Source organism: Mycolicibacterium sp. XJ2546, assembly GCF_053483195.1.
The window spans coordinates 29,174-48,100 of record NZ_JBEFRW010000001.1; the positions used below are offsets into that span (position 1 = coordinate 29,174).

Annotated in this window: 19 protein-coding genes; 11 read left to right on the top strand and 8 right to left on the bottom strand. The window is 66.5% G+C overall.

Annotated features, from left to right (window positions below):
- The first annotated feature begins 9 nt into the window (after positions 1-9).
- Positions 10-786, top strand: coding sequence for a hypothetical protein (locus tag ABQE44_RS00165; RefSeq protein WP_448394713.1), 777 nt, complete (start codon positions 10-12; stop codon positions 784-786).
- 19 nt (positions 787-805) lie between these two features.
- Here ABQE44_RS00165 and ABQE44_RS00170 read toward each other — a convergent pair whose 3' ends face one another.
- The 3 genes from ABQE44_RS00170 to kstD form a co-directional block, all read right to left on the bottom strand.
- Positions 806-1,669 carry an MPT63 family protein gene (locus ABQE44_RS00170; protein ID WP_448394714.1) on the bottom strand — a complete coding sequence of 288 codons (864 nt, stop codon included), beginning with the start codon at positions 1,667-1,669 and terminating at the stop codon, positions 806-808.
- 243 nt (positions 1,670-1,912) lie between these two features.
- On the bottom strand, positions 1,913-2,782 hold the full coding sequence (locus ABQE44_RS00175) for an enoyl-CoA hydratase ChsH3 (protein ID WP_448394715.1): 870 nt from the start codon (positions 2,780-2,782) through the stop codon (positions 1,913-1,915).
- Entirely contained in the window at positions 2,782-4,464 is a 1,683-nt protein-coding gene (gene kstD / locus ABQE44_RS00180; protein ID WP_448394716.1) for a 3-oxosteroid 1-dehydrogenase, read from the bottom strand. The genes ABQE44_RS00175 and kstD overlap by 1 nt, the downstream gene beginning before the upstream one ends.
- Positions 4,465-4,537: 73 nt before the next feature.
- Here kstD and ABQE44_RS00185 point away from each other — a divergent pair, with 73 nt between their 5' ends.
- From ABQE44_RS00185 to ABQE44_RS00210, 6 genes are all read left to right on the top strand, one after another.
- A complete protein-coding gene (locus tag ABQE44_RS00185) occupies positions 4,538-5,323 on the top strand; it encodes a 2-keto-4-pentenoate hydratase (RefSeq protein ID WP_448394718.1) in 786 nt (261 codons plus the stop codon).
- A 14-nt stretch (positions 5,324-5,337) separates the two neighbouring features.
- Complete coding sequence (locus tag ABQE44_RS00190; protein WP_448394719.1) at positions 5,338-6,255, top strand: acetaldehyde dehydrogenase (acetylating); 918 nt, start codon at positions 5,338-5,340, stop codon at positions 6,253-6,255.
- Positions 6,252-7,310, top strand: coding sequence for a 4-hydroxy-2-oxovalerate aldolase (dmpG, locus tag ABQE44_RS00195; RefSeq protein ID WP_448394720.1), 1,059 nt, complete (start codon positions 6,252-6,254; stop codon positions 7,308-7,310). Before ABQE44_RS00190 ends, dmpG begins: the two co-directional genes overlap by 4 nt.
- 73 nt (positions 7,311-7,383) lie before the next feature.
- Positions 7,384-8,061 (top strand): PAQR family membrane homeostasis protein TrhA, encoded by a 678-nt coding sequence (gene trhA / locus ABQE44_RS00200; RefSeq protein WP_448394819.1) that lies wholly within the window; start codon positions 7,384-7,386, stop codon positions 8,059-8,061.
- A 15-nt stretch (positions 8,062-8,076) separates the two neighbouring features.
- Positions 8,077-10,155 carry a RecQ family ATP-dependent DNA helicase gene (locus ABQE44_RS00205; RefSeq protein ID WP_448427694.1) on the top strand — a complete coding sequence of 693 codons (2,079 nt, stop codon included), beginning with the start codon at positions 8,077-8,079 and terminating at the stop codon, positions 10,153-10,155.
- A gap of 84 nt (positions 10,156-10,239) precedes the next feature.
- A complete protein-coding gene (locus ABQE44_RS00210; RefSeq protein WP_448394722.1) occupies positions 10,240-10,638 on the top strand; it encodes a hemophore-related protein in 399 nt (132 codons plus the stop codon).
- 55 nt (positions 10,639-10,693) lie between these two features.
- Here the strand turns inward: ABQE44_RS00210 and ABQE44_RS00215 are convergent, their stop codons facing one another.
- Entirely contained in the window at positions 10,694-11,611 is a 918-nt protein-coding gene (locus tag ABQE44_RS00215) for an IclR family transcriptional regulator (RefSeq protein WP_448394723.1), read from the bottom strand.
- Positions 11,612-11,695: 84 nt separating this feature from the next.
- On the opposite strand from ABQE44_RS00215, the gene ABQE44_RS00220 reads away from it, so the two are divergent.
- Genes ABQE44_RS00220 through ABQE44_RS00230 form a run of 3 tightly spaced genes read left to right on the top strand, consistent with a single transcriptional unit; the run spans position 11,696 to position 14,751 of the window.
- A complete protein-coding gene (locus tag ABQE44_RS00220; protein ID WP_448394724.1) occupies positions 11,696-12,823 on the top strand; it encodes a hypothetical protein in 1,128 nt (375 codons plus the stop codon).
- The gene (locus ABQE44_RS00225) at positions 12,824-13,609 is read left to right on the top strand and encodes an SDR family oxidoreductase (protein WP_448394725.1); all 786 of its coding nucleotides are present in this window, start codon (positions 12,824-12,826) and stop codon (positions 13,607-13,609) included.
- Positions 13,609-14,751: a sulfotransferase family protein gene (locus ABQE44_RS00230; protein WP_448394726.1), complete on the top strand. Its 1,143-nt coding sequence runs from the start codon at positions 13,609-13,611 to the stop codon at positions 14,749-14,751. Before ABQE44_RS00225 ends, ABQE44_RS00230 begins: the two co-directional genes overlap by 1 nt.
- A 31-nt stretch (positions 14,752-14,782) precedes the next feature.
- Here the strand turns inward: ABQE44_RS00230 and ABQE44_RS00235 are convergent, their stop codons facing one another.
- The 4 genes from ABQE44_RS00235 to ABQE44_RS00250 form a co-directional block, all read right to left on the bottom strand.
- Complete coding sequence (locus ABQE44_RS00235; protein ID WP_448394727.1) at positions 14,783-15,421, bottom strand: sensor domain-containing protein; 639 nt, start codon at positions 15,419-15,421, stop codon at positions 14,783-14,785.
- 109 nt (positions 15,422-15,530) lie between these two features.
- On the bottom strand, positions 15,531-15,938 hold the full coding sequence (locus tag ABQE44_RS00240; RefSeq protein WP_448394820.1) for a hypothetical protein: 408 nt from the start codon (positions 15,936-15,938) through the stop codon (positions 15,531-15,533).
- A 44-nt stretch (positions 15,939-15,982) separates the two neighbouring features.
- Positions 15,983-17,137 (bottom strand): 3-ketosteroid-9-alpha-monooxygenase, oxygenase component, encoded by a 1,155-nt coding sequence (locus ABQE44_RS00245; protein WP_448427696.1) that lies wholly within the window; start codon positions 17,135-17,137, stop codon positions 15,983-15,985.
- 113 nt (positions 17,138-17,250) lie between these two features.
- Positions 17,251-17,886 (bottom strand): hypothetical protein, encoded by a 636-nt coding sequence (locus ABQE44_RS00250; RefSeq protein WP_448427698.1) that lies wholly within the window; start codon positions 17,884-17,886, stop codon positions 17,251-17,253.
- 55 nt (positions 17,887-17,941) lie between these two features.
- Here ABQE44_RS00250 and ABQE44_RS00255 point away from each other — a divergent pair, with 55 nt between their 5' ends.
- The gene (locus ABQE44_RS00255) at positions 17,942-18,925 is read left to right on the top strand and encodes an MOSC domain-containing protein (RefSeq protein ID WP_448427700.1); all 984 of its coding nucleotides are present in this window, start codon (positions 17,942-17,944) and stop codon (positions 18,923-18,925) included.
- Positions 18,926-18,927: the final 2 nt, after the last annotated feature.

Below are 18,927 nucleotides of genomic sequence, written 5' to 3' on the forward strand. Positions count from 1 at the left end.
CTCGGAGCCGTGAGTTCGCCGCAGCCACCGGACCCGTCGTCGACGCCGCACGACGACTTCCACAGTCCTGGCCCCAACGACGACGACACCGGGCCGGTGCGCGCTGTGCCGCGCGCACCAGACACCCAGATGAGGCGCTTTGACGCCCCGCTCTCCGTGACACCGCGGCCGGTGCAGCCGCGTTCGGTGCCCAAAGCGGTGCCAGTTGCGGTGGCTGCGGTCATTGCCGTCGCCGCGATTGGCGGGTTGGGATTCTGGCTGCTGCGTCCGTCACCGCAGGACGATGCGCCCGCCGTCGCCGCGCCGCCGACATCGGATCCAACAACAACGCCGCCAACAACGCCGGCGACGACAATCCGGCCCGACGACGCGCCACGCCTCATGCAGATGCTTCCACGCGGCTACCCGCCGGGCGCGTGTGAAGCGGTCGACGCGCCGGAAAACGTTCTGGCACAGGTCAACTGCACACAGAACGTGGACCCGGACGGCCCGCAGTCAGCCGTCTACACGTTGGTCGAAGACAGGGCTGCACTCGACGCCGTGTTCAACAACGGGATGCGGACCGCGACCCAGGTGGTCTGTCCCGGCAACATCCAGTCACCTGGGCCGTGGCGACGTAATGCCACCCCGGACAAGGTAAGCGGCACGTTGTTCTGCGGCCTTCGGGAAGGTCAGCCCACGGTGATCTGGACCGACGACGACCGACTTGTGGTCAGCGCCGTCGAAAGCGGCCCGCAGGGGCCGACCTTCCCGCAGCTGTACGCGTGGTGGTCATCCCACTCGTGACAGCCGCTGGCCGCTGCGATCAGGGCGTCGGAGCCGGCGTGTAGGTGGCCGGCGTCGGCGCCTGGTCATCGGCGGGCACCGGAGTTCCCTGGCTGCCCGCGGGCTGCGGCGTCCCCTCCGCGGTCGCTTGGGTCGGCGCACCCTCGGCCGGAGGTGCGGCAGGAGCGCCCTCAGCCGGCGGCAGCGGCGTTCCCGCCGAACCTGCCGGCACCTGCTCGGTGCCCTCCGGCAGCGGGGTGCCCTGGCTGCCCTCGGGTGCCTCGGTTCCGACTGCCGCGGGCGCGGCCTCGGTTGCCGGCGCCTGGGCCGGGCTCTGCGACCCCGTCGACGGGTACGACGTCGACGCAGCGCCGCTCGACGTGGATTCAGGGGCCTCGACCCAGACGATCAGGTCCTGGCCGCCCGCGTTGTAGACGATGCTGTTCGGCTCGGCGCCGGTGACGTCGAAATACACCTTGCCCGTGGTCTGTTCGCCTTGCGGTATCGCGGCCGGGTTGACGCCCTGTGGGGTGGCGACACCGAACAGCGCGCGATACGCCTCGCCGTTGGCGGCCCGGGCGTTGAGGTTCGACACGATCGGGATCACGGTGCCTTGGATCGCTTGATCGTTGGCGGTGATCTCCCACAGGGTTCCTTGTACGTTGTAGGGAATCGGGTCGGAACTCGGCTGAAGGTTGTCGACCGTCCAACCCTGAATGACGTTTCCGTCAACCAACTTTCCCTGATCGCCCAGCGTCAGTGTCTGAACTTGGATTTGTGGCTGAGTTGGTGTCTGTGTGGTGGCTTCGGCTTCCGGGTCCGCGCCTGCGACCGGCGCGGCGAAAACGCCGATGACTCCGGCCGCAGCGAATGTGGCGGTTGCCGAGATCGTGATCTTGCTCATCTTGTTCAAAGTGATGCTCCTGGTCGTCCGAAATTCGGCATCCCCTTACCCGCGGGGACGGTTTCCCAAACCGAAAGTAGCAGGTCGGTAGGCCGTCATGCCCGGTCGGTAGTGCATCGGGACGCGAAATACGTTCTGCGAGCATGCGTTGAGCAACGCGTTGTAACCGATGGTATGGGCGAACACCTACGTAGACACCGGAACTGGGTTCTGCTGGCAAAGTAGCTAGGCCAATGCCATTTGTCAGGCCGGAATCAGTTCCACTCCGGCCAGCGCCACGGCGTCGTCACGCTCCGGCGCGGTAACCATCGCGACGAAGCCGTCACCCTCTTTCCAGATGCGCGCCTTCAGCGTTTCGCCAGGGAACACAACTCCGGCGAAACGCGCACCGTAACTTGCGACCCGGGCGGTGTCACCGTCGAGCAGGGCGTCCACCATCGCCTTACACGTCATGCCGTAGGTGCACAACCCGTGCAGGATCGGCCTCGGAAAGCCTGCGGCCGCCGCGAAATCCGGATCGGAGTGCAGCGGGTTGCGGTCTCCGCACATGCGGTAGAGCAGGGCCTGCTGCGGCGACGTCGGGATCGCCAGTTCGAAGTCGGCCGCGCGCTGCGTGTGGCCCGAGGACAACGAAGATCCAGACGGACCTCGCTCGCCGCCGAAACCGCCCTCACCGCGGGCGAAGATCGACCGCTTCTGCGTCCACAGCAGCGTGCCGTCCGGTGCGGTGACCGTTGTCTCCGACCAGATCACCGCGGCCTTGCCCTTGTCCCAGATGTCGGTGAACCGCGTGACCGCGCGCCCGGTGCCCGACGCGGGGATCGGGCCGGGCGCCGACACCGCCTCGCTGGCGTGCAGCACCTTGGACAGCTCGATGTCGATACCCGGGAACTTCACCGTCGGGGGCTCGGTCATGTGAAAACTCTGTGCGACATTGCCGAACGTCGGCAACACCTGCGGGGTTTCGTCGGTCAGGTACCGCAGCTCGCGCCTGTCCATCGGGTCCATCCCGGCGCCGAGGCCGAGATGGTAGAGCTGGATATCGCTGCTGGACCAAGAGAATTCGGCGGCGGGAAGTTCCGCGCCGAGGGCCTCGTCGAGATTGATGGGCATTAGTTCTTTCCTGCCAAGTGGAGAGCCGCCAGGTAACCGAACGTCATCGCCGGGCCGATGGTCCCGCCCGGACCGGGATAGGTGTGTCCCATCACCGGGGCGCTGACATTGCCCGCAGCATAGAGCCCTTCGATGATCGAGCCGTCGTCGCGTAGCGCGCGGCCGTGCACGTCGGTGCGAATACCGCCCTTGGTGCCCAGATCGCCCGGCACCATCTTGGCGGCGTAATACGGCGCATGGCTGATTTCACCGAGGTTGGGGTTGGGCTTGTTGGTGGGATCGCCGTAGTAGCGGTCGTAGGCGCTTTCGCCGCGCCTGAAGTCCTCGTCGACGCCGGTGCGCGCGAAACCGTTGAACCGCTCGACCGTCGCCTTGAACGCGTCGGCGGGCAGGCCCGCCTTCGCTGCCAGCTCGTCGAGAGTGTCGGCCTTGACGATGACCCCCGACTCGAGCCATTTGCTCGGGATGCGTTGTCCGGGTTGTAGCCCGGCGAAGATGTAGCGGTCGCGGTACTGCTGGTCGAACACCAGCCAGGCCGGGATGTTCTCGCCCGGACCGGGCCCCTGTCCGTACTGCCCGCCGTACATGTGGTGGCAGGCCTCGACATAGGGCATCGATTCGTTCATGAACCGCTTACCCGCCATGTTCACGATGATCGAGCCCGGCGAATTGCGCTCCGACAACGCAAACCACGGCGCACCGACCAGCGGCACCGTCGGACCCCACCAGGCGTCTTCCATGACGTCCAGTGCGGCGCCCAGCTTTTCGGCAGCCAGGATGCCGTCGCCGGTATTGGCCACCGCGCCCACCGTCCACTCGGTGCTGATCGGCGCCCGCTGGTACTTCACCCGCATCTGCTCGTTGTGCTCAAAGCCACCCGAGCCGAGAATCACGCCGCGGCGGGCTCTGATGAGCTCGGGCTCAGTGGATTCCGGGGCGTTGGTGTCGCGGACATAGATTCCACGAACGACACCGTCCTCGATGTAGAGGTCGGTCAGCGCGGTGTTCAGCCGCACCGGCACGCCAGCTTTCCGCAGCCCGATGCGCAGCGGCGCGATCAGCGCGCGGCCCATGCCGACCAGGTTCTTGCCGGTGACCTTGCCCCAGGTGGCGCGCACGCCGACCTTGAGGCTGCGGAGCAACCCGCGGGGGTGGCGCTTGAGCTGGTTGAGCCGCACGTAGTCCTGCTGCATGACGACCATGTTCATCGGAACCTTGCCGTAGGGCGGCTCCAGCCCCGGCAGGTCGGGGCCCAGCTTGTTGGCGTTGAACGGCTTGGGCTCCACGGACCGCCCGGTGGGCTTGCCGCCGGGAGTCTCCGGGTAGTAGTCGGAGTAGCCGGGCACCCAGCACAGCTTCAGCGGCGAATTTCGGAGCACGAAGGACAGCATCTCCGGGCCGCGCGCGAGGTAGGTGTCGATCTTCTCGGCGGGCACGACGTCGCCGATGATGTTGTGCAGGTAGGTGCGGGCGGCCTCAGGTGTGTCCTTGACCCCGTCGCGTTTGAGCACCTCGTTGTTCGGAATCCACACGCCGCCGCCTGACCGCGCAGTGGAACCACCGTAGTGCGGCGCCTTCTCAACGACTATCGTCGAGAGTCCCTGGTGAGCAGCGGTGAGGGCGGCGACCATGCCGGCGGCGCCGCTGCCCACCACCACGACGTCATACTGCTGTCCGGTCATGTAGAACACGTTATAGAATTGCCCGGCCGACCTACAACTGCGCCGGTCGACGAAACGAGGGGACTTCACGTAAATGCTTAGTTCCGAGGTTCGTGAGCGACTGGCCGCCGATCTGGCCGAGGCCGAGCGCACCCGGGTTCCGGTCGCGCCGTTGACCGACGGCTACCCGGGTATCGACGTTGTTGATGCCTACGAGATCCAGCTGATCAACATCCGGCAGCGGGTCGCCGAAGGGGCGAAGGTCATCGGCCACAAGGTCGGGCTGTCGTCGAAGGCGATGCAGCAGATGATGAACGTCGACGAACCCGACTACGGACACCTGCTGGACGAGATGGCGGTGTTCGAGGACAAGCCCGTGAAATCCGCCGACTACCTCTATCCGCGCGTCGAGGTGGAGGTCGGGTTCATCCTCGCCGAGGACCTTCCGGGTGCTGACTGCACCGAGGAGGACGTGCTGGCCGCGACGGCGGCGTTCGCGCCGGCCATCGAGTTGATCGACACCCGGATCAAGGACTGGAAGATCAAGCTCTGCGACACCATCGCCGACAACGCTTCCTCGGCGGGCTGGGTGCTCGGGAAGAACCGGGTCTCACCCAGCGACATCGACATCACCGCGATCGAGGCCGTGCTGACCCGCAACGGCGAGGTGGTGGCCAAGGGCCGCAGCGATGCGGTGCTGGGCAACCCGGTGACGGCGGTGGCGTGGCTGGCCCGCAAGGTGGAGAGTTTCGGGGTCCGGCTCAAGGCAGGTGACATCGTGTTGCCCGGGTCGTGTACCAAGGCGTTCGACGCCACCCCCGGCGCCGCATACGTCGCCGATTTCGCCGGGCTCGGCTCGGTGCATTTGAATTTCGAATAGTCGAGGAGCTAGTTATGCCGAACAAGGTTTCGGTCGCGATCGTCGGATCGGGCAACATCAGCACCGACCTGCTCTACAAGCTGCTGCGCTCGGAGTGGTTGGAGCCGCGGTGGATGATCGGCATCGATCCGGAGAGCGAGGGCCTGGCGCGGGCCCGCAAGCTGGGCCTGGAGACCTCGCACGAGGGCGTGGACTGGCTGCTGGCCCAGAGCGAGAAGCCCGACATGGTCTTCGAGGCCACCAGCGCCTACGTGCACCGTGACGCGGCCCCGAAGTACGCCGAGGCGGGTATCCGCGCGATCGACCTCACGCCCGCGGCGATCGGCCCCGGCGTGATCCCGCCGGCCAACCTGCGCGAGCACCTCGAGGCACCCAACGTAAACATGGTCACCTGCGGCGGGCAGGCGACCATCCCGATCGTGTACGCGGTCTCCCGCGCGGTGGAGGTGCCCTACGCCGAGATCGTCGCGTCGGTGTCGTCGGCCTCGGCCGGACCCGGAACCCGCGCCAACATCGACGAGTTCACCAAGACCACCGCGGCCGGGGTGGAGGTGATCGGCGGCGCCCAGCGCGGCAAGGCCATCATCATCCTCAACCCGGCCGAACCGCCGATGATCATGCGCGACACCATCTTCTGCGCGATTCCAGAGGATGCCGACCACGACGCGATCACGCAATCCATCCGCGACGTCGTCGCCGAGGTGCAGACGTACGTGCCCGGATACCGGCTGCTCAACGACCCGCAGTTCGACGAACCGTCGGTGGTCAACGGCGGCAACCACCTCGTTACCACGTTCATCGAAGTGGAGGGTGCGGGCGATTACTTACCGCCCTACGCTGGAAATCTGGACATCATGACCGCCGCGGCGGCCAAGGTCGGCGAGGAGATCGCGAAAGAGAGCCTCGCTACGACAGCAGGAGGCCAGGCATGAGCACGCAGGAAATCTACTTCAACCCGATCTGGGACGTCCGGATGACGGACACGTCGCTGCGCGACGGCAGCCACCACAAGCGGCACCAGTTCACCAAGGACGAGGTACACGCGATCGTCGCTGCGCTGGACGCCGCCGGTGTGCCGGTCATCGAGGTGACCCACGGTGACGGGCTGGGCGGTTCGAGCTTCAACTACGGCTTCTCCAAGACCCCCGAGCAGGAGCTGATCAAGCTGGCCGCCGAGACGGCCACGGAATCCAAGATCGCGTTCCTGATGCTGCCCGGGGTGGGCACCAAGGAAGACATCAAGGAGGCCCAGCACAACGGCGGGTCGATCTGCCGGATCGCCACGCACTGCACCGAAGCCGACGTGTCGATTCAGCATTTCGGGCTGGCGCGCGAGCTGGGTCTGGAGACCGTCGGTTTCTTGATGATGAGCCACACGATTCCGCCGGAGAAGCTGGCCGCCCAGGCCCGCATCATGGCCGACGCCGGCTGCCAGTGCGTCTACGTCGTCGACTCCGCCGGCGCGCTGGTGCTCGAGGGCGTCCGGGACCGGGTGGCCGCGTTGGTGGCCGAACTCGGCGACGACGCGCAAGTGGGGTTCCATGGTCATGAGAACCTCGGGCTCGGCGTCGCGAACTCGATCGAAGCGGTGCGCGCGGGGGCCAAGCAGATCGACGGCTCCTGCCGCCGGTTCGGCGCGGGCGCGGGCAACGCACCCGTCGAGGCGCTGATCGGGGTGTTCGACAAGATCGGCGTAAAGACCGGCATCGACTTCTTCGATATCGCCGACGCGGCTGAAGAGGTCGTCGCACCTGCGATGCCCGCCGAGTGCTTGCTGGACCGCAACGCGCTGATCATGGGCTACTCCGGGGTGTACTCGAGCTTTCTCAAGCACGCGATCCGGCAGTCGGAGCGCTACGGCGTGCCCGCCCACCAACTGCTGCACCGCGCGGGCCAGCGCAAGCTGATCGGCGGCCAGGAGGACCAGCTCATCGACATCGCGCTGGAGATCAAGCGCGAACTGGACGCCGCGTCGACGGCCGGCTAGCGCATCCGGCCGGTACCCTCGGCGTGGGTTTTCGACTGCCCCACGACATCGGGGGGATCTGACGGACCAGCTACTGGCAGCAGGCGCAAACGTCGTCCGCGTCGGGGACCCCACCGGCACCCCGCGCGCACGGGGCTGGATCCATCTCGTCTTCGCGGTAGTGGCCGTCGTCGCCGGTGCGGCGATGGTGCCCGTTGCGTGGAGTTCGGGCACACCGCGCGCCGGATGGTCGGCGCTGGTCTACGTGGCCGCCATCATCGCCATGTTCGCCGTCAGCGCCGTCTATCACCGGGTCCGCTGGGTTTCGGCGGTCGCGCACCGATGGATGATGCGCGTCGACCACTCGACGGTGTTCATATTCATCGCCGCCACATACACGCCACTGGCGGTGGTGGCGATGCCGCCGCAGATCGGATCGAAGATGTTGGCCATCGTCTGGACGGGGGCCGGGTTGGGCGTTGCGCTCAAGATGGTGTGGCCGTCGACGCCTCGATGGGTGGGTGTGCCGCTGTATCTTCTGCTCGGCTACGTCGCCGTCTGGTTCGCCGAAACCCTGCTTGACGGAGCAGGTCTGGCGGTCGTCGCGCTCCTGGTCGCCGGCGCGGTGCTCTACAGCATCGGTGCCGTCGTCTACGGCGTGCGGTGGCCCAACCCGTGGCCGCAGACGTTCGGGCACCATGAGTTCTTCCACGCATTCACCGTGGCTGCCGCGGTCTGCCACTTCGTCGCGATCTGGCTTGTCGTTGCCTAGTTGCACGATGGAGCGATGACAACGCGAGAGCAAGCCCACACGATCCTCGAACAGTTGGCCGGCCCGCAGGCGCGGTTGCGCGACGACCAATGGGCCGCGATCGAGGCGTTGGTCGTGCACCGTCGGCGCGCGTTGGTGGTCCAGCGCACCGGTTGGGGCAAGTCCGCGGTCTACTTCATCGCCGCCAAACTGCTGCGCACCGACGGGCATGGCCCGACGGTGATCGTGTCGCCGCTGCTGGCGCTGATGCGCAACCAGGTCGCCGCCGCCGAACGGGCGGGCGTGCACGCCGCGACCATCAACTCGAGCAACGTCGCTGAGTGGGACGACATCCACCGCCGGGTGCGCGCCGGTGGCCTCGATGTGCTGCTGGTGAGCCCAGAGCGGTTGAACAACCCGGACTTTCGCGATGCGGTGTTACCGGCACTGGCGCACGACGCCGGGCTGGTCGTGGTCGACGAGGCGCACTGTGTCTCCGACTGGGGCCACGACTTCCGCCCCGATTACCGGCGGATCCGCACGCTGATCGCCGAACTGGGCGCCGACATCCCGGTCCTCGCTACGACGGCGACCGCCAACGACCGCGTCGTCGACGATGTCGCGGCGCAGTTGGGCGTCGGCGGCGGTGACACGCTGGTGCTGCGCGGCGGCCTGGACCGCGAGTCGCTGCGGCTGTCGGTGGTGAAGGCCGGCAATCCCGCGCAACGCGCGGCTTGGCTTGCGGCGCATCTGGATTCGTTGCCCGGCTCGGGCATCGTGTACACGTTGACGGTGGCGCAGGCACACGACATCGCCGCACTGCTGCGCGAGCAGGGACATCCGGTGGCGGCCTATACCGGTTCGACCGAGGCGGCGGAACGCGAGCAACTCGAGGCGGATCTGTTGGCCAACCGGGTGAAGGCGCTGATCGCGACGTCGGCGCTGGGCATGGGGTTCGACAAACCCGACCTCGGGTTCGTCGTACATCTGGGCGCCCCGTCTTCGCCGATTGCCTACTACCAACAGGTCGGCCGCGCCGGCCGGTCGACCGAGAGCGCCGAGGTGGTGCTACTGCCCGGCCGCGAGGACCAGGACGTCTGGCGGTACTTCGCATCCGTCGCGTTCCCGGCGGAAGCGCTGGTACGAAAGGTGATTCGGGAGCTCGACCCGGCGCGCCCGCAGTCGACGGCCGCTTTGGAGCCCCTCGTCGATCTGAATCGGACGCGGCTGGAGATGGTGCTGAAGGTGCTCGACGTCGATGGTGCGGTGCGGCGCGTCAAGGGCGGTTGGGTCGGGACGGGTCAGGAGTGGACCTACGACAAAGCCCGCTATCGCAAGCTCGACGAGGCGCGCAAACGTGAACAGCAGGCGATGCTCGACTATCAAGCGACCGATGGCTGCCGAATGGCGTTCCTGCGAGCACAACTCGATGATCCCGAACTCACCGAGGGTGAGCGGTGCGGGCGCTGCGACAACTGCACGGGTTCGCGCTATGACGCCGTCGTCGACGCCGGGGCCGTGGCGGACACCCGGGCCCGGCTCATGCGGCCCGGTGTCGAGCTGACGCCGCGGAAGCAGTGGCCGACCGGGCTGGACAAGGTCGGGCTGGACGTGCGTGGCCGAATCACCGACGGCCCGGAAGCCGGCCGGGTCATCGGGCGGTTGACGGACCTCGGATGGGGCGCACGGTTGCGCCGTCTGCTCGACGAACCCGATGCGGAGGTGCCGGGGGAGGTGGTCGAGGCCGGCGTGCAGGTGTTGGCGTCGTGGGACTGGGAGATCCGCCCGACGGCGGTGATGGCGCTGGATTCCGACACCCATCCCGTGCTCATCACGTCGATGGCCCGCGAACTCGCCCGCCTCGGCCGGCTGGTCGACCTGGGTGTACTGCGCTACGCGCCTGGGCGCAGGCCGGTGACCGCGGCGAATTCGGCCTATCGCGTGGCCGCGCTGAACGGTGCGTGGCAGCAGCCTGACCTGGTGGGGAACACGGGACCGGTGCTGCTGGTGGACGACGTGACCGATACGGGGTGGACGCTGACGATGGCATCGCGGCTGGTCAGGGCGGCGGGGGCGGCCCAGGTGCTGCCGTTTGCGCTGGCCAGCGTGAGCTGAGCTGGGGTTTGTTTAGCCTTGCCCCGACGCCGGTTATGCCTTTGGGGAGCGACCACCGAGTCGCAGACCGAAGGAGAGAAATCCATGAAGATGTCCGCAACGACCGTTCGACGCGGCCTGTACGGAATGTTCGCCGGGGGTCTGCTTGCTTTCGGGTCCGCAGCGATCGTCACGCCGGTCGTCAACGCACAACCGGCCCCGGAAACTGACTGCAGCGTGAGCGCGATTGCCACTACCTCCAGCACGGTGGCGGCATCCACCGGCACCTACCTCGCCGCCAACCCGGAGGCGAATCAGGCGCTGACGCAGATCACGACGCAGTCGCCTGCCGAGCCGACTGAGGCGTTCAGCGCATACTTTGAGCAGAACCCCCAGGTCGAGTCGGAACTGAAGGCGATCAACCAGCCGGCCGCGGAAATCTCGAACCAGTGTGGCGTTGAGGTGAACCCGACGCCGCTTTCCGAGGCGCTGACTGACGCCTAACCCATAGCGCGACCTTGTGGCGCCGGTTTCGACCGGCGCCACAAGCGTGTTTCACTCACCCGAGACGCTTCGGCTTCACCCCGCCGAGCTGCGCCGTCACGGAATCGGCCGTCGCGACCAAAGCGCGTGCCCGCTCGGTGATCTCGGTGTCGGTCAGCGCCGTTCCGATATGCATCGAGGCAACCATGACCTGCCGTTGGTAGTGGTCGTACACCGGTGCCGAGATCACGCTGATGTCATGGCGCTTGCGCGCGCCGGTGTTCTCGTCGCGCAGATACACCCGCTCGCCGATGTCGGACACCAATTCGCCCAGCAGAGCGCGCAATTCGTCGGGCAAGTCTGTCGACATACCGGCCATCAAGGAGTACAGCCGACGTCCACCGGGCGTCAGCCGCTCGACGAGGTATCCATCCGCGCGGCACTCTTCGACCACCCGGTTCAGGCGTCCGGTGTTGGTCCGCAACGGCGTCCGAAGTGGCACGGTCGGCTCCTTGGCCAACCACTCGCGTTCGGCCTCGTCGTCCCACAGCACGAACATCAGGCCCACCGGCGGGGCGAACGGATAGCTCTGGCCGACCTCGACCCCGGGCCGGGAGCCGGGCGGCGCCACCAGGTCCAGGACCGTGATCCGGTCGTCGACCACGCCTGAGAGCGCCGCGGTGACGCCGAACCGTGCCGAGAGCCGACGCAGTTCCTCCCGTGCGGCCGGGTTGACGCGCATCGACTCCTGGGCCCGGTGACCGAGGGTGATCAGCGACGGACCCAGCCGGTAGGTCTTATCGGCGACGTCGCGCACCAGGTAGCCGGCGTCGCACAACGCGGTGACGATGCCCAGGCAGGTCGGCTTGCTCAGACCCACGCGGCGAGCCAGGTCCGACACACCGAAGCGCTCCGTGGGACGGTCCGCGAGGTAGTCCAGGACGCGTACCACCCGATCGGTTGGGGGTGAGGTGCGGCCGGTCGGAGTCAACACGTCAGCAGCGTACCCTTCGTTCCATATATGTACCGTTGCGGTCGAAATATTGACTCTGGCTAGAACGAGTTCTAGTTTCAAGGCGTGTACTCACAGCCACTGATCGACGCCATCGCCGAGGCCGAGCGACTGGTCACCGAGGCGCCCTTCATCGAATCCGAAGCCGACCTACTGGAAGGTCTGCAATACCTCGCCGGATGCATCTCCGCATGCACGCACCTGGCATTCGACTACGAACGCGACCATCCATTCCTGCAGTCGGGGACGGGGCCGTTCACCAAGATGGGCCTCGACAACCCCGACGCGCTGTACTTCGGCACCCGGGTGCAGGCCAGCCACGAGTACGTCGTCACCGGAAAGCGCGGCACCACGACCGATCTGGCGTTTCAGATGATCGGCGGGGAGTACACCGACGACAACGTCCCGCCCAGCCAGGCCGCGTTCGACGACCGCGAGCTCGACATCGCCGACGACGGTACGTTCGAATGGCGGGTGGTGCCGAACAGCCCAGCGCAGTTGGTCATTCGCGAGGTGTACAACGACTGGGCGGCGCAGCGCGGACACCTCAGCATCACGCGCACCGACACCGCGGGCACCGCGCCGCCTCCGCTGACACCCGAGAAGATCCACAAGCGTTACGCCGTCGCGGGAAAGCAGCTAGTGCAGCGGGTCAAGACGTGGTTGCAGTTTCCGCAGTGGTTCTACGACAACCTGCCGGTCAACACGCTGACCGCGCCAAGGCTCACCCCCGGTGGACTGGCCACGCAGTACTCGTCGGTGGGGCACTTCGACCTGGCGCCGGAGCAGGCGATGGTCATCACGCTGCCGGTGCCAGACGCGCCGTATATCGGCTTTCAGCTGGGCAGCCTCTGGTACATCTCGCTGGACTACATCAACCATCAGACTTCGTTGAACGGTACTCAGGCACAAGCTGATCCGGACGGCAAGGTCCGCATTGTCGTCGCCGACAGCAATCCGGGCGTGACGAACTGGTGCGAGACGCTGGGGCGCCGCAAGGGCTACCTGCAATTCCGGTGGCAACGGCTGTCGCGGGCGTTGACCGAAGCCGACGGGCCCACCGCCGAAGTGGTCGACCTCGACAAGGTGGCGAGCGCATTGCCGTACTACGAATCGAACAAAATATCCGATGAGGATTGGCGTGCCCGGATCGCGTTGCGCCAGCAGCAGATTCAGAACAGGATGGTGGGCTGAATGGCGGCGGAACTGCTCAAAGACCGAGTCGTGGTCATCAGCGGCGTCGGACCGGCGCTGGGCACCACGTTGGCGCGCCGGTGCGCCGAGGCGGGTGCCGATCTGGTGTTGGCCGCGCGTACCGTCGAGCGCCTCGACGACGTGGCCAAGCAGGTCGCCGACATCGGCCGTCGTGCCGTGACCGTCGGCACTGACATCACCGACGAGACTCAGGTGAACAACCTCGTCGAGGAGACGATGAAGGCCTATGGCCGCGTCGACGTGTTGATCAACAACGCGTTTCGGGTGCCGTCGATGAAGCCGCTGGCCAACACCACGTTCGAGCACATGCGCGACGCCATCGAGCTGACCGTCTTCGGTGCACTGCGGCTGATCCAGGGCTTCACCCCGGGGCTGGCTGAGGCCAACGGTTCGGTGGTGAACGTGAACTCGATGGTGGTGCGTCACTCGCAGGCCAAGTACGGCGCCTACAAGATGGCCAAATCCGCGCTGCTGGCGATGTCCCAGTCGCTGGCCACCGAACTGGGTGAACAAGGCATCCGGGTGAACTCCGTTCTCCCTGGCTACATCTGGGGCGGCACGTTGGAGAGCTACTTCAACCACCAGGCCGGCAAGTACGGCACCACGGTTGAGGAGATCTACAACGCCACCGCCGCCGCATCGGACCTCAAGCGGTTGCCCACCGAGGACGAGGTCGCCTCGGCCATCCTCTTCATGGCCAGCGATCTGTCCAGTGGTATCACCGGCCAGGCCCTCGACGTCAACTGTGGGGAGTACAAAGCCTGATGGCACGCACCGATGTGGGTACCGTCGAAGACCTGCACGCGTCAGCGACCAAGGCCTGCGGGCTGGACGACTTCGGTGCCGATGACGACAACTACCGTGAGGCGCTGGCCGTCCTGCTGGAGTCCTATAAGCGCGATGCGGACCTGACTGAGTTCGGCAGCAAGATGCAACGGTTCTTCGTCCGTAATGCGCTGGTCGCCCGGTTGCTTTCGGAGGCGGCGTGGAGGCAGTTCCCGCAGCACGCCGACGTCGTCATCGAACGGCCCATTTTCGTGACCGGCCTGCCGCGCACCGGCACGACCGCCATCCACCGGCTGCTCACTGCCGATCCGTCGCACCAGGGCCTGGAGCTCTGGCTCGCCGAGTTCCCACAACCCCGGCCGCCACGCGAAACCTGGCCGGACAACCCGGCGTTCGCCGGACTGGACGCGCGGTTCAAGAAGGCCCACGATGAGAACCCGGACTACACCGGGCTGCATTACATGACCGCTGACGAGGTCGAGGAATGTTGGCAGCTGCTGCGGCAGTCGCTGCACTCGGTGTCCTATGAGACGTTGGCGCATCTGCCGACGTACTCGCAGTGGCTGGCCAAGCAGGATTGGACCAAACCGTACCAACGGCACCGTCGCAACCTGCAGCTGATCGGCCTCAACGACGCCGAAAAGCGTTGGGTGCTCAAGAACCCCAGCCACCTGTTCGCGCTCGATGCGTTGTTCGAAACCTATCCCGATGCGTTGATCGTGCAGTGCCATCGGCCGGCCGAGACCATCATGGCGTCGATGTGCTCGCTGTCACAGCACACCACTGCGGGCTGGTCGAACTCGTTTGTCGGCGCCCAGATCGGTGAAGACGCCATGGAGACGTGGTCACGAGGTCTGCGGCGGTTCAACGCCGTTCGCGCCGAGCACGATGCAGGGCAGTTCTGCGATGTCGACTACTCCGAATTCGTTGCGGACCCGGTCGCTTGTGTCGAAGGTATCTACCGGCACTTCGGCATCGAGTTCACCGACGCGGCGCGCGCGGCGGTGCAGCAGCGTTACGCCGAGAGCCAGCAGGGTCCGCGCGCACCCAAACACACGTATTCACTGGCCGATTACGGGTTGACCGCCGACGAGGTCAAGGAACGGTTCAGAGGACTGTAACCTCTTTTGGCGAGCAGCTATAGGGGCGGTGTCAGGCCGTCATATTGGCCAGCGTCTGAATGCGTTGCAACGCATCCTCAGCCAATCGCAGCGCGTCGAGACCGCCGGCCGCCCCGCACGTCGAGATTTCGACGGCCGCATTGTGCGCAGCCACGAACGTGTTGTCGCACGCCCAGTCGGAGGCCTCGAAGGACCACCGCACGATGTCGGGCGATCCGGACGCCACCTCCGGTAACAGCGCGAACTGGTATGTGCGGCCCTTCATATCGGTGACGGTGAACGGTGTGTCGCGGCACGTCTCGATGGTGTGCCTCGCCTGCGTGACTGCCTCTTGAGCATCGAAATCGGCGCGGTAGACGGCGACCATCTCCTCGATGTACACCGCGCTGTTCTCATAGACCGTCCAGTGGCCGCCGTCGGTGGCGGCCGGGCCGGAGTCGAACAGGAACGGCGGATCCACCTCCCTGGCAACCCCGCTGCACATGTCGGGTTCGACGGTGGTGAACAGGTTGCCGTCGGTCTTGTCGACCTTGTCGCTGAGCAGATCGCCGACCTGACCTGCGGTGATGGGCGCCACCGGCGGGGCGGGCTGCGGTTGCGGCGTGTCGATGACCCGGGTGCAGCCGGCCAGCGCCACGCCAGCCACCAGCACCGCCGTGCGTGCACCCATATGCCGCAGTGTAAGGACCGCTGCGCCTCGCGCCGAAACCGACGTTTTGGCGAGGTCTACTCGCACTTCCCCGTCCGTTTGTCCCGTTGGGCCAAGAAGAACAAAGCGCTCAGCCGTCGCCGGGGGACGGGGCTGAGGACGGTTCCTCCAAACACCCCTCCGCGACGGCGTGTTTGATGCTGTCGGTGAGCCTCGGACAGGACGGCACGCGGGCCGGATCGCCACCGGACTGTCGAATCTCGCTGAAGTATGCGCAGCGCCTCGACGCCTCGGTGTTCCACTGCACCGACGTGTGCGTCGGCCCGAGCTTCTTCACATCGACAGCCACATGGCAGAACCGGCAGTCGACCGAAACCAGGCCCGAGGTCAGATACCGTTCGCGGTCGCGTTGGGTGGCCTCCCGCAGCGCCGCGGCCCGATCGGCACTGAAAACCCTTGCCTTGGACCGTGTTCCACCGCTACCGCGGTCGCCGACCGGATGCTCGTCGTCGTCATGACCGCCGTGCAGCATCAACATCGCCCGGGCCAGCCGGTCGACGTCGGGTGCCTGGCGGTCGTCGGTCACGACTTCTGCTCGGCCCTTTCCTTCTCCGCGGCCTGCCGCTTGAGGTTCTCCTCGACCTCGACGTTCCACTTCTCGTTGGCCGCCGTGGTGTCGACCTCGATCTCGAAGCGGTCGGTCATCTCCGGTGTGACGTCGGCGACGTCGACGTAGAACTGCTGATACCACCGGCGCATCTGGTAGACGGCGCCGTCCTCTTCGACCAGCAGCGGGTTGTCGATGCGGGTCTTGTGCTTCCAGATCTCGACGTCCTGCAGGAAGCCCTTGCTGACACCGTCGGTGAACGTGTTCGCCAGCTTCTCGGTCATCTTCTCGTCCAGGCCCTTGGGCTTCTCGACGATGACGCCCCACTGCAGCATGAACGAGTTCTGCGTGACCGGATAGTGGCAGTTGATCAGGATCGACTCAGCCTTGTATCCGCCGTAGTTGTTGTGCAGCCAGTTGATCATGAACGACGGACCGAAGTACGACGCCTCCGAATCGAGATGCGCCTCACCGTAAGTCGTGCCCATGTCGCTGATGTCAGGCCGGCCCACGTTGTGCAGGTACTGCGACGCGATGTGGCCCTCGAAGACGTTCTTGAAGTACGTCGGCAGCCCGTAGTGGATGTAGAAGAAGTGCGCCATGTCGGTGACGTTGTCGATGATCTCGCGACAGTTGGCGTTCTCGATCAGGATCGAGTTCCACTTCCAGTCGGTCCACTCCGGGTTCTCGACCTCCGGGATCTCGGGGATGCGCACCTCGGGCTGCGGCGGGTTGCCTTCATGGTCGTGCCAGACGAACAGCAGGCCGCCGCGGACGTCGGTGTGCCATGCGCGGGTGCGGGCCAGCCGGGGGGTGCGCTTGGCGTAGGGCACCAGCTTGCATTTGCCGTCGCCGCCCCACCGCCAGTCGTGGAATGGGCAGGCGACCTCGTCGCCCTTGATGGTGCCCTGGGCCAGGTTTCCGCCCATGTGCCGGCAGTACCCGTCGAGCACGTTCAGGTTGCCCTTCGAGTCGGCGAAAACGACCAGCATCGTGCCGAAGATCTCGACGCCGTGTGGCTTGCCGTCCAGATAGTTCTGCACCGGCCCCAGGCAGTGCCAGCCGCGCGCATACCGATCGGGCAGGGTGCCGGTATCTATCTCGCGGATTCCTGCGGTTTCCGTGTTCACGGTGGCCTCCCCGTTTCTGTGTCTCTAACTAGAACACGTTACAGTTTTCCCCGCGTCGGGCGCAATCTAAACCCCTCTACCTGCGGAAAAAGTCTGTGAAGATTCGTCGGCCCTCACTGCAGGCCGGTGCGCAGGGCGATTTGTTGCATCTTGCCGATGTTGATGACGAAGCCATCCGTGGTGGCATCGCCCAGCGCGCTCTGGAACTCCAGGCGCGCCAGGGCCGGACCGTGCGTGAACAGCAGCAGCGTGGCCGCCTTGGTGCCGTCGGGTGACGTACCGATGGCAATGGTGCCGTCGGTGCCGACCGGGACGGACTGCGGTGTCGCAGCCGAGACCGCCGTGTCGATCCTGGGTAGGGCCTCGCGCAGCGTCTTGGACGCCGTCTCGGCGTCGGGATAGATCACGATCGTGTTCGAGATGGCCCGAGTGTCGTCCTGGTTGACGAACAGGGCACTGGCGCCGGGCAGCCCGTCCGGCCCGGGGTTGGTCGACGCAACCCTGAACGTGTCCTCGGCATCGCTGAGGTCGGATGCGGTAAGCAGCAGGTGACTGTAGTCCTGCGCGATATCGGTTGGGCTCGTCGTTGGAGAGGCCTGCGCCGACGTGGTCGTCGGGGCGGCGGCGGGGTCCTGCACACCGCTGCCGTTCGGGTCGGGGCCCGTCGTTTCACAGCCGACCGCGGCCGCACAGATCAACACCGCTGCAGCGGTGACATAGAGCGACTTCAGTCGGCGGCCAGCGATCACGCACTCACGGTACTGAAAAAGCCGTATGCGCTGGTACTGACGGTACGGTGTCGAGATGACAATCGGCCGGGTCTGTCAACTGTGGCGTTATCCGGTCAAATCGCTGGGCGCAGGGCCGGTCGAGCAGGTCGAGATCAGCGCCCGCGGCCTGCACGGCGACCGGCTGTGGGCGGTGCGTGACGTCGCCCGCGACGTCACCGCGTCCGCGCGACGGATACCGGCGCTGCTGAGCGCCACGGCGCGCTACGTCGACCCGGTCCCCGCCGACGCGGGCCCCGGTAACGTGCCCGAAGTCGAAATCAGCTTCGCCGACGGCACCGTGCTGTCCAGCAGCGACGGCGCCGTCCATGCCAAGCTCTCCGAGCTCGCCGGGCGCGAGGTCCGGTTGACGCCATTGCCGCCCGCCGACGACACCAGCCTGCACCGGTTGAGCCGCGCCGAACGCGCCAACACCTCGATCGCCTCGGTGCGCAACGACTTGGGCATCACCGACGGCGAGAAACTGCCTGACTTTTCGATACTGCGGATGTCTGATGTGGCGACACAGGCGCGCTACTCGACACCGCCGGGCGCCTTCGTCGACTTAGCGCCGGTCCATGTGCTGTCCACGACCAGCATCGCGACCATCGGCGCCGAGCTGGACGCGGAACTCGACGTGCGCCGGTTCCGGCCGAATATTCTTCTGGCGTTGGATGATCCCGATGACGATCTACCTGAATCGCAGTGGTTAGGCGCGCGGCTCACGCTGGGCGGAGCGGTTCTGGACGTGACGAACCCGACGATCCGCTGCGTGGTGCCCAGCCGCGCGCAACCGGGCCTGGACGTCGACCGCAGGATCACCCGGGCCGTGGCGCGGCGGGCCGGCCGAAACCTGGGCGTGTACTGCTGGGTCGGCGCCGCCGGGGCCGTCCGCGTCGGTGACCCCGTGACGCTCGGTGAGGTGGCGGTCCCGCGGCGGCTGCTCGGTGGCGCGGCGCGGCACGCCAGGCGGTTCGCGTTCCGGCTGGCTACCGCGGCGGTGGAACGGCTTTCACACTAGCG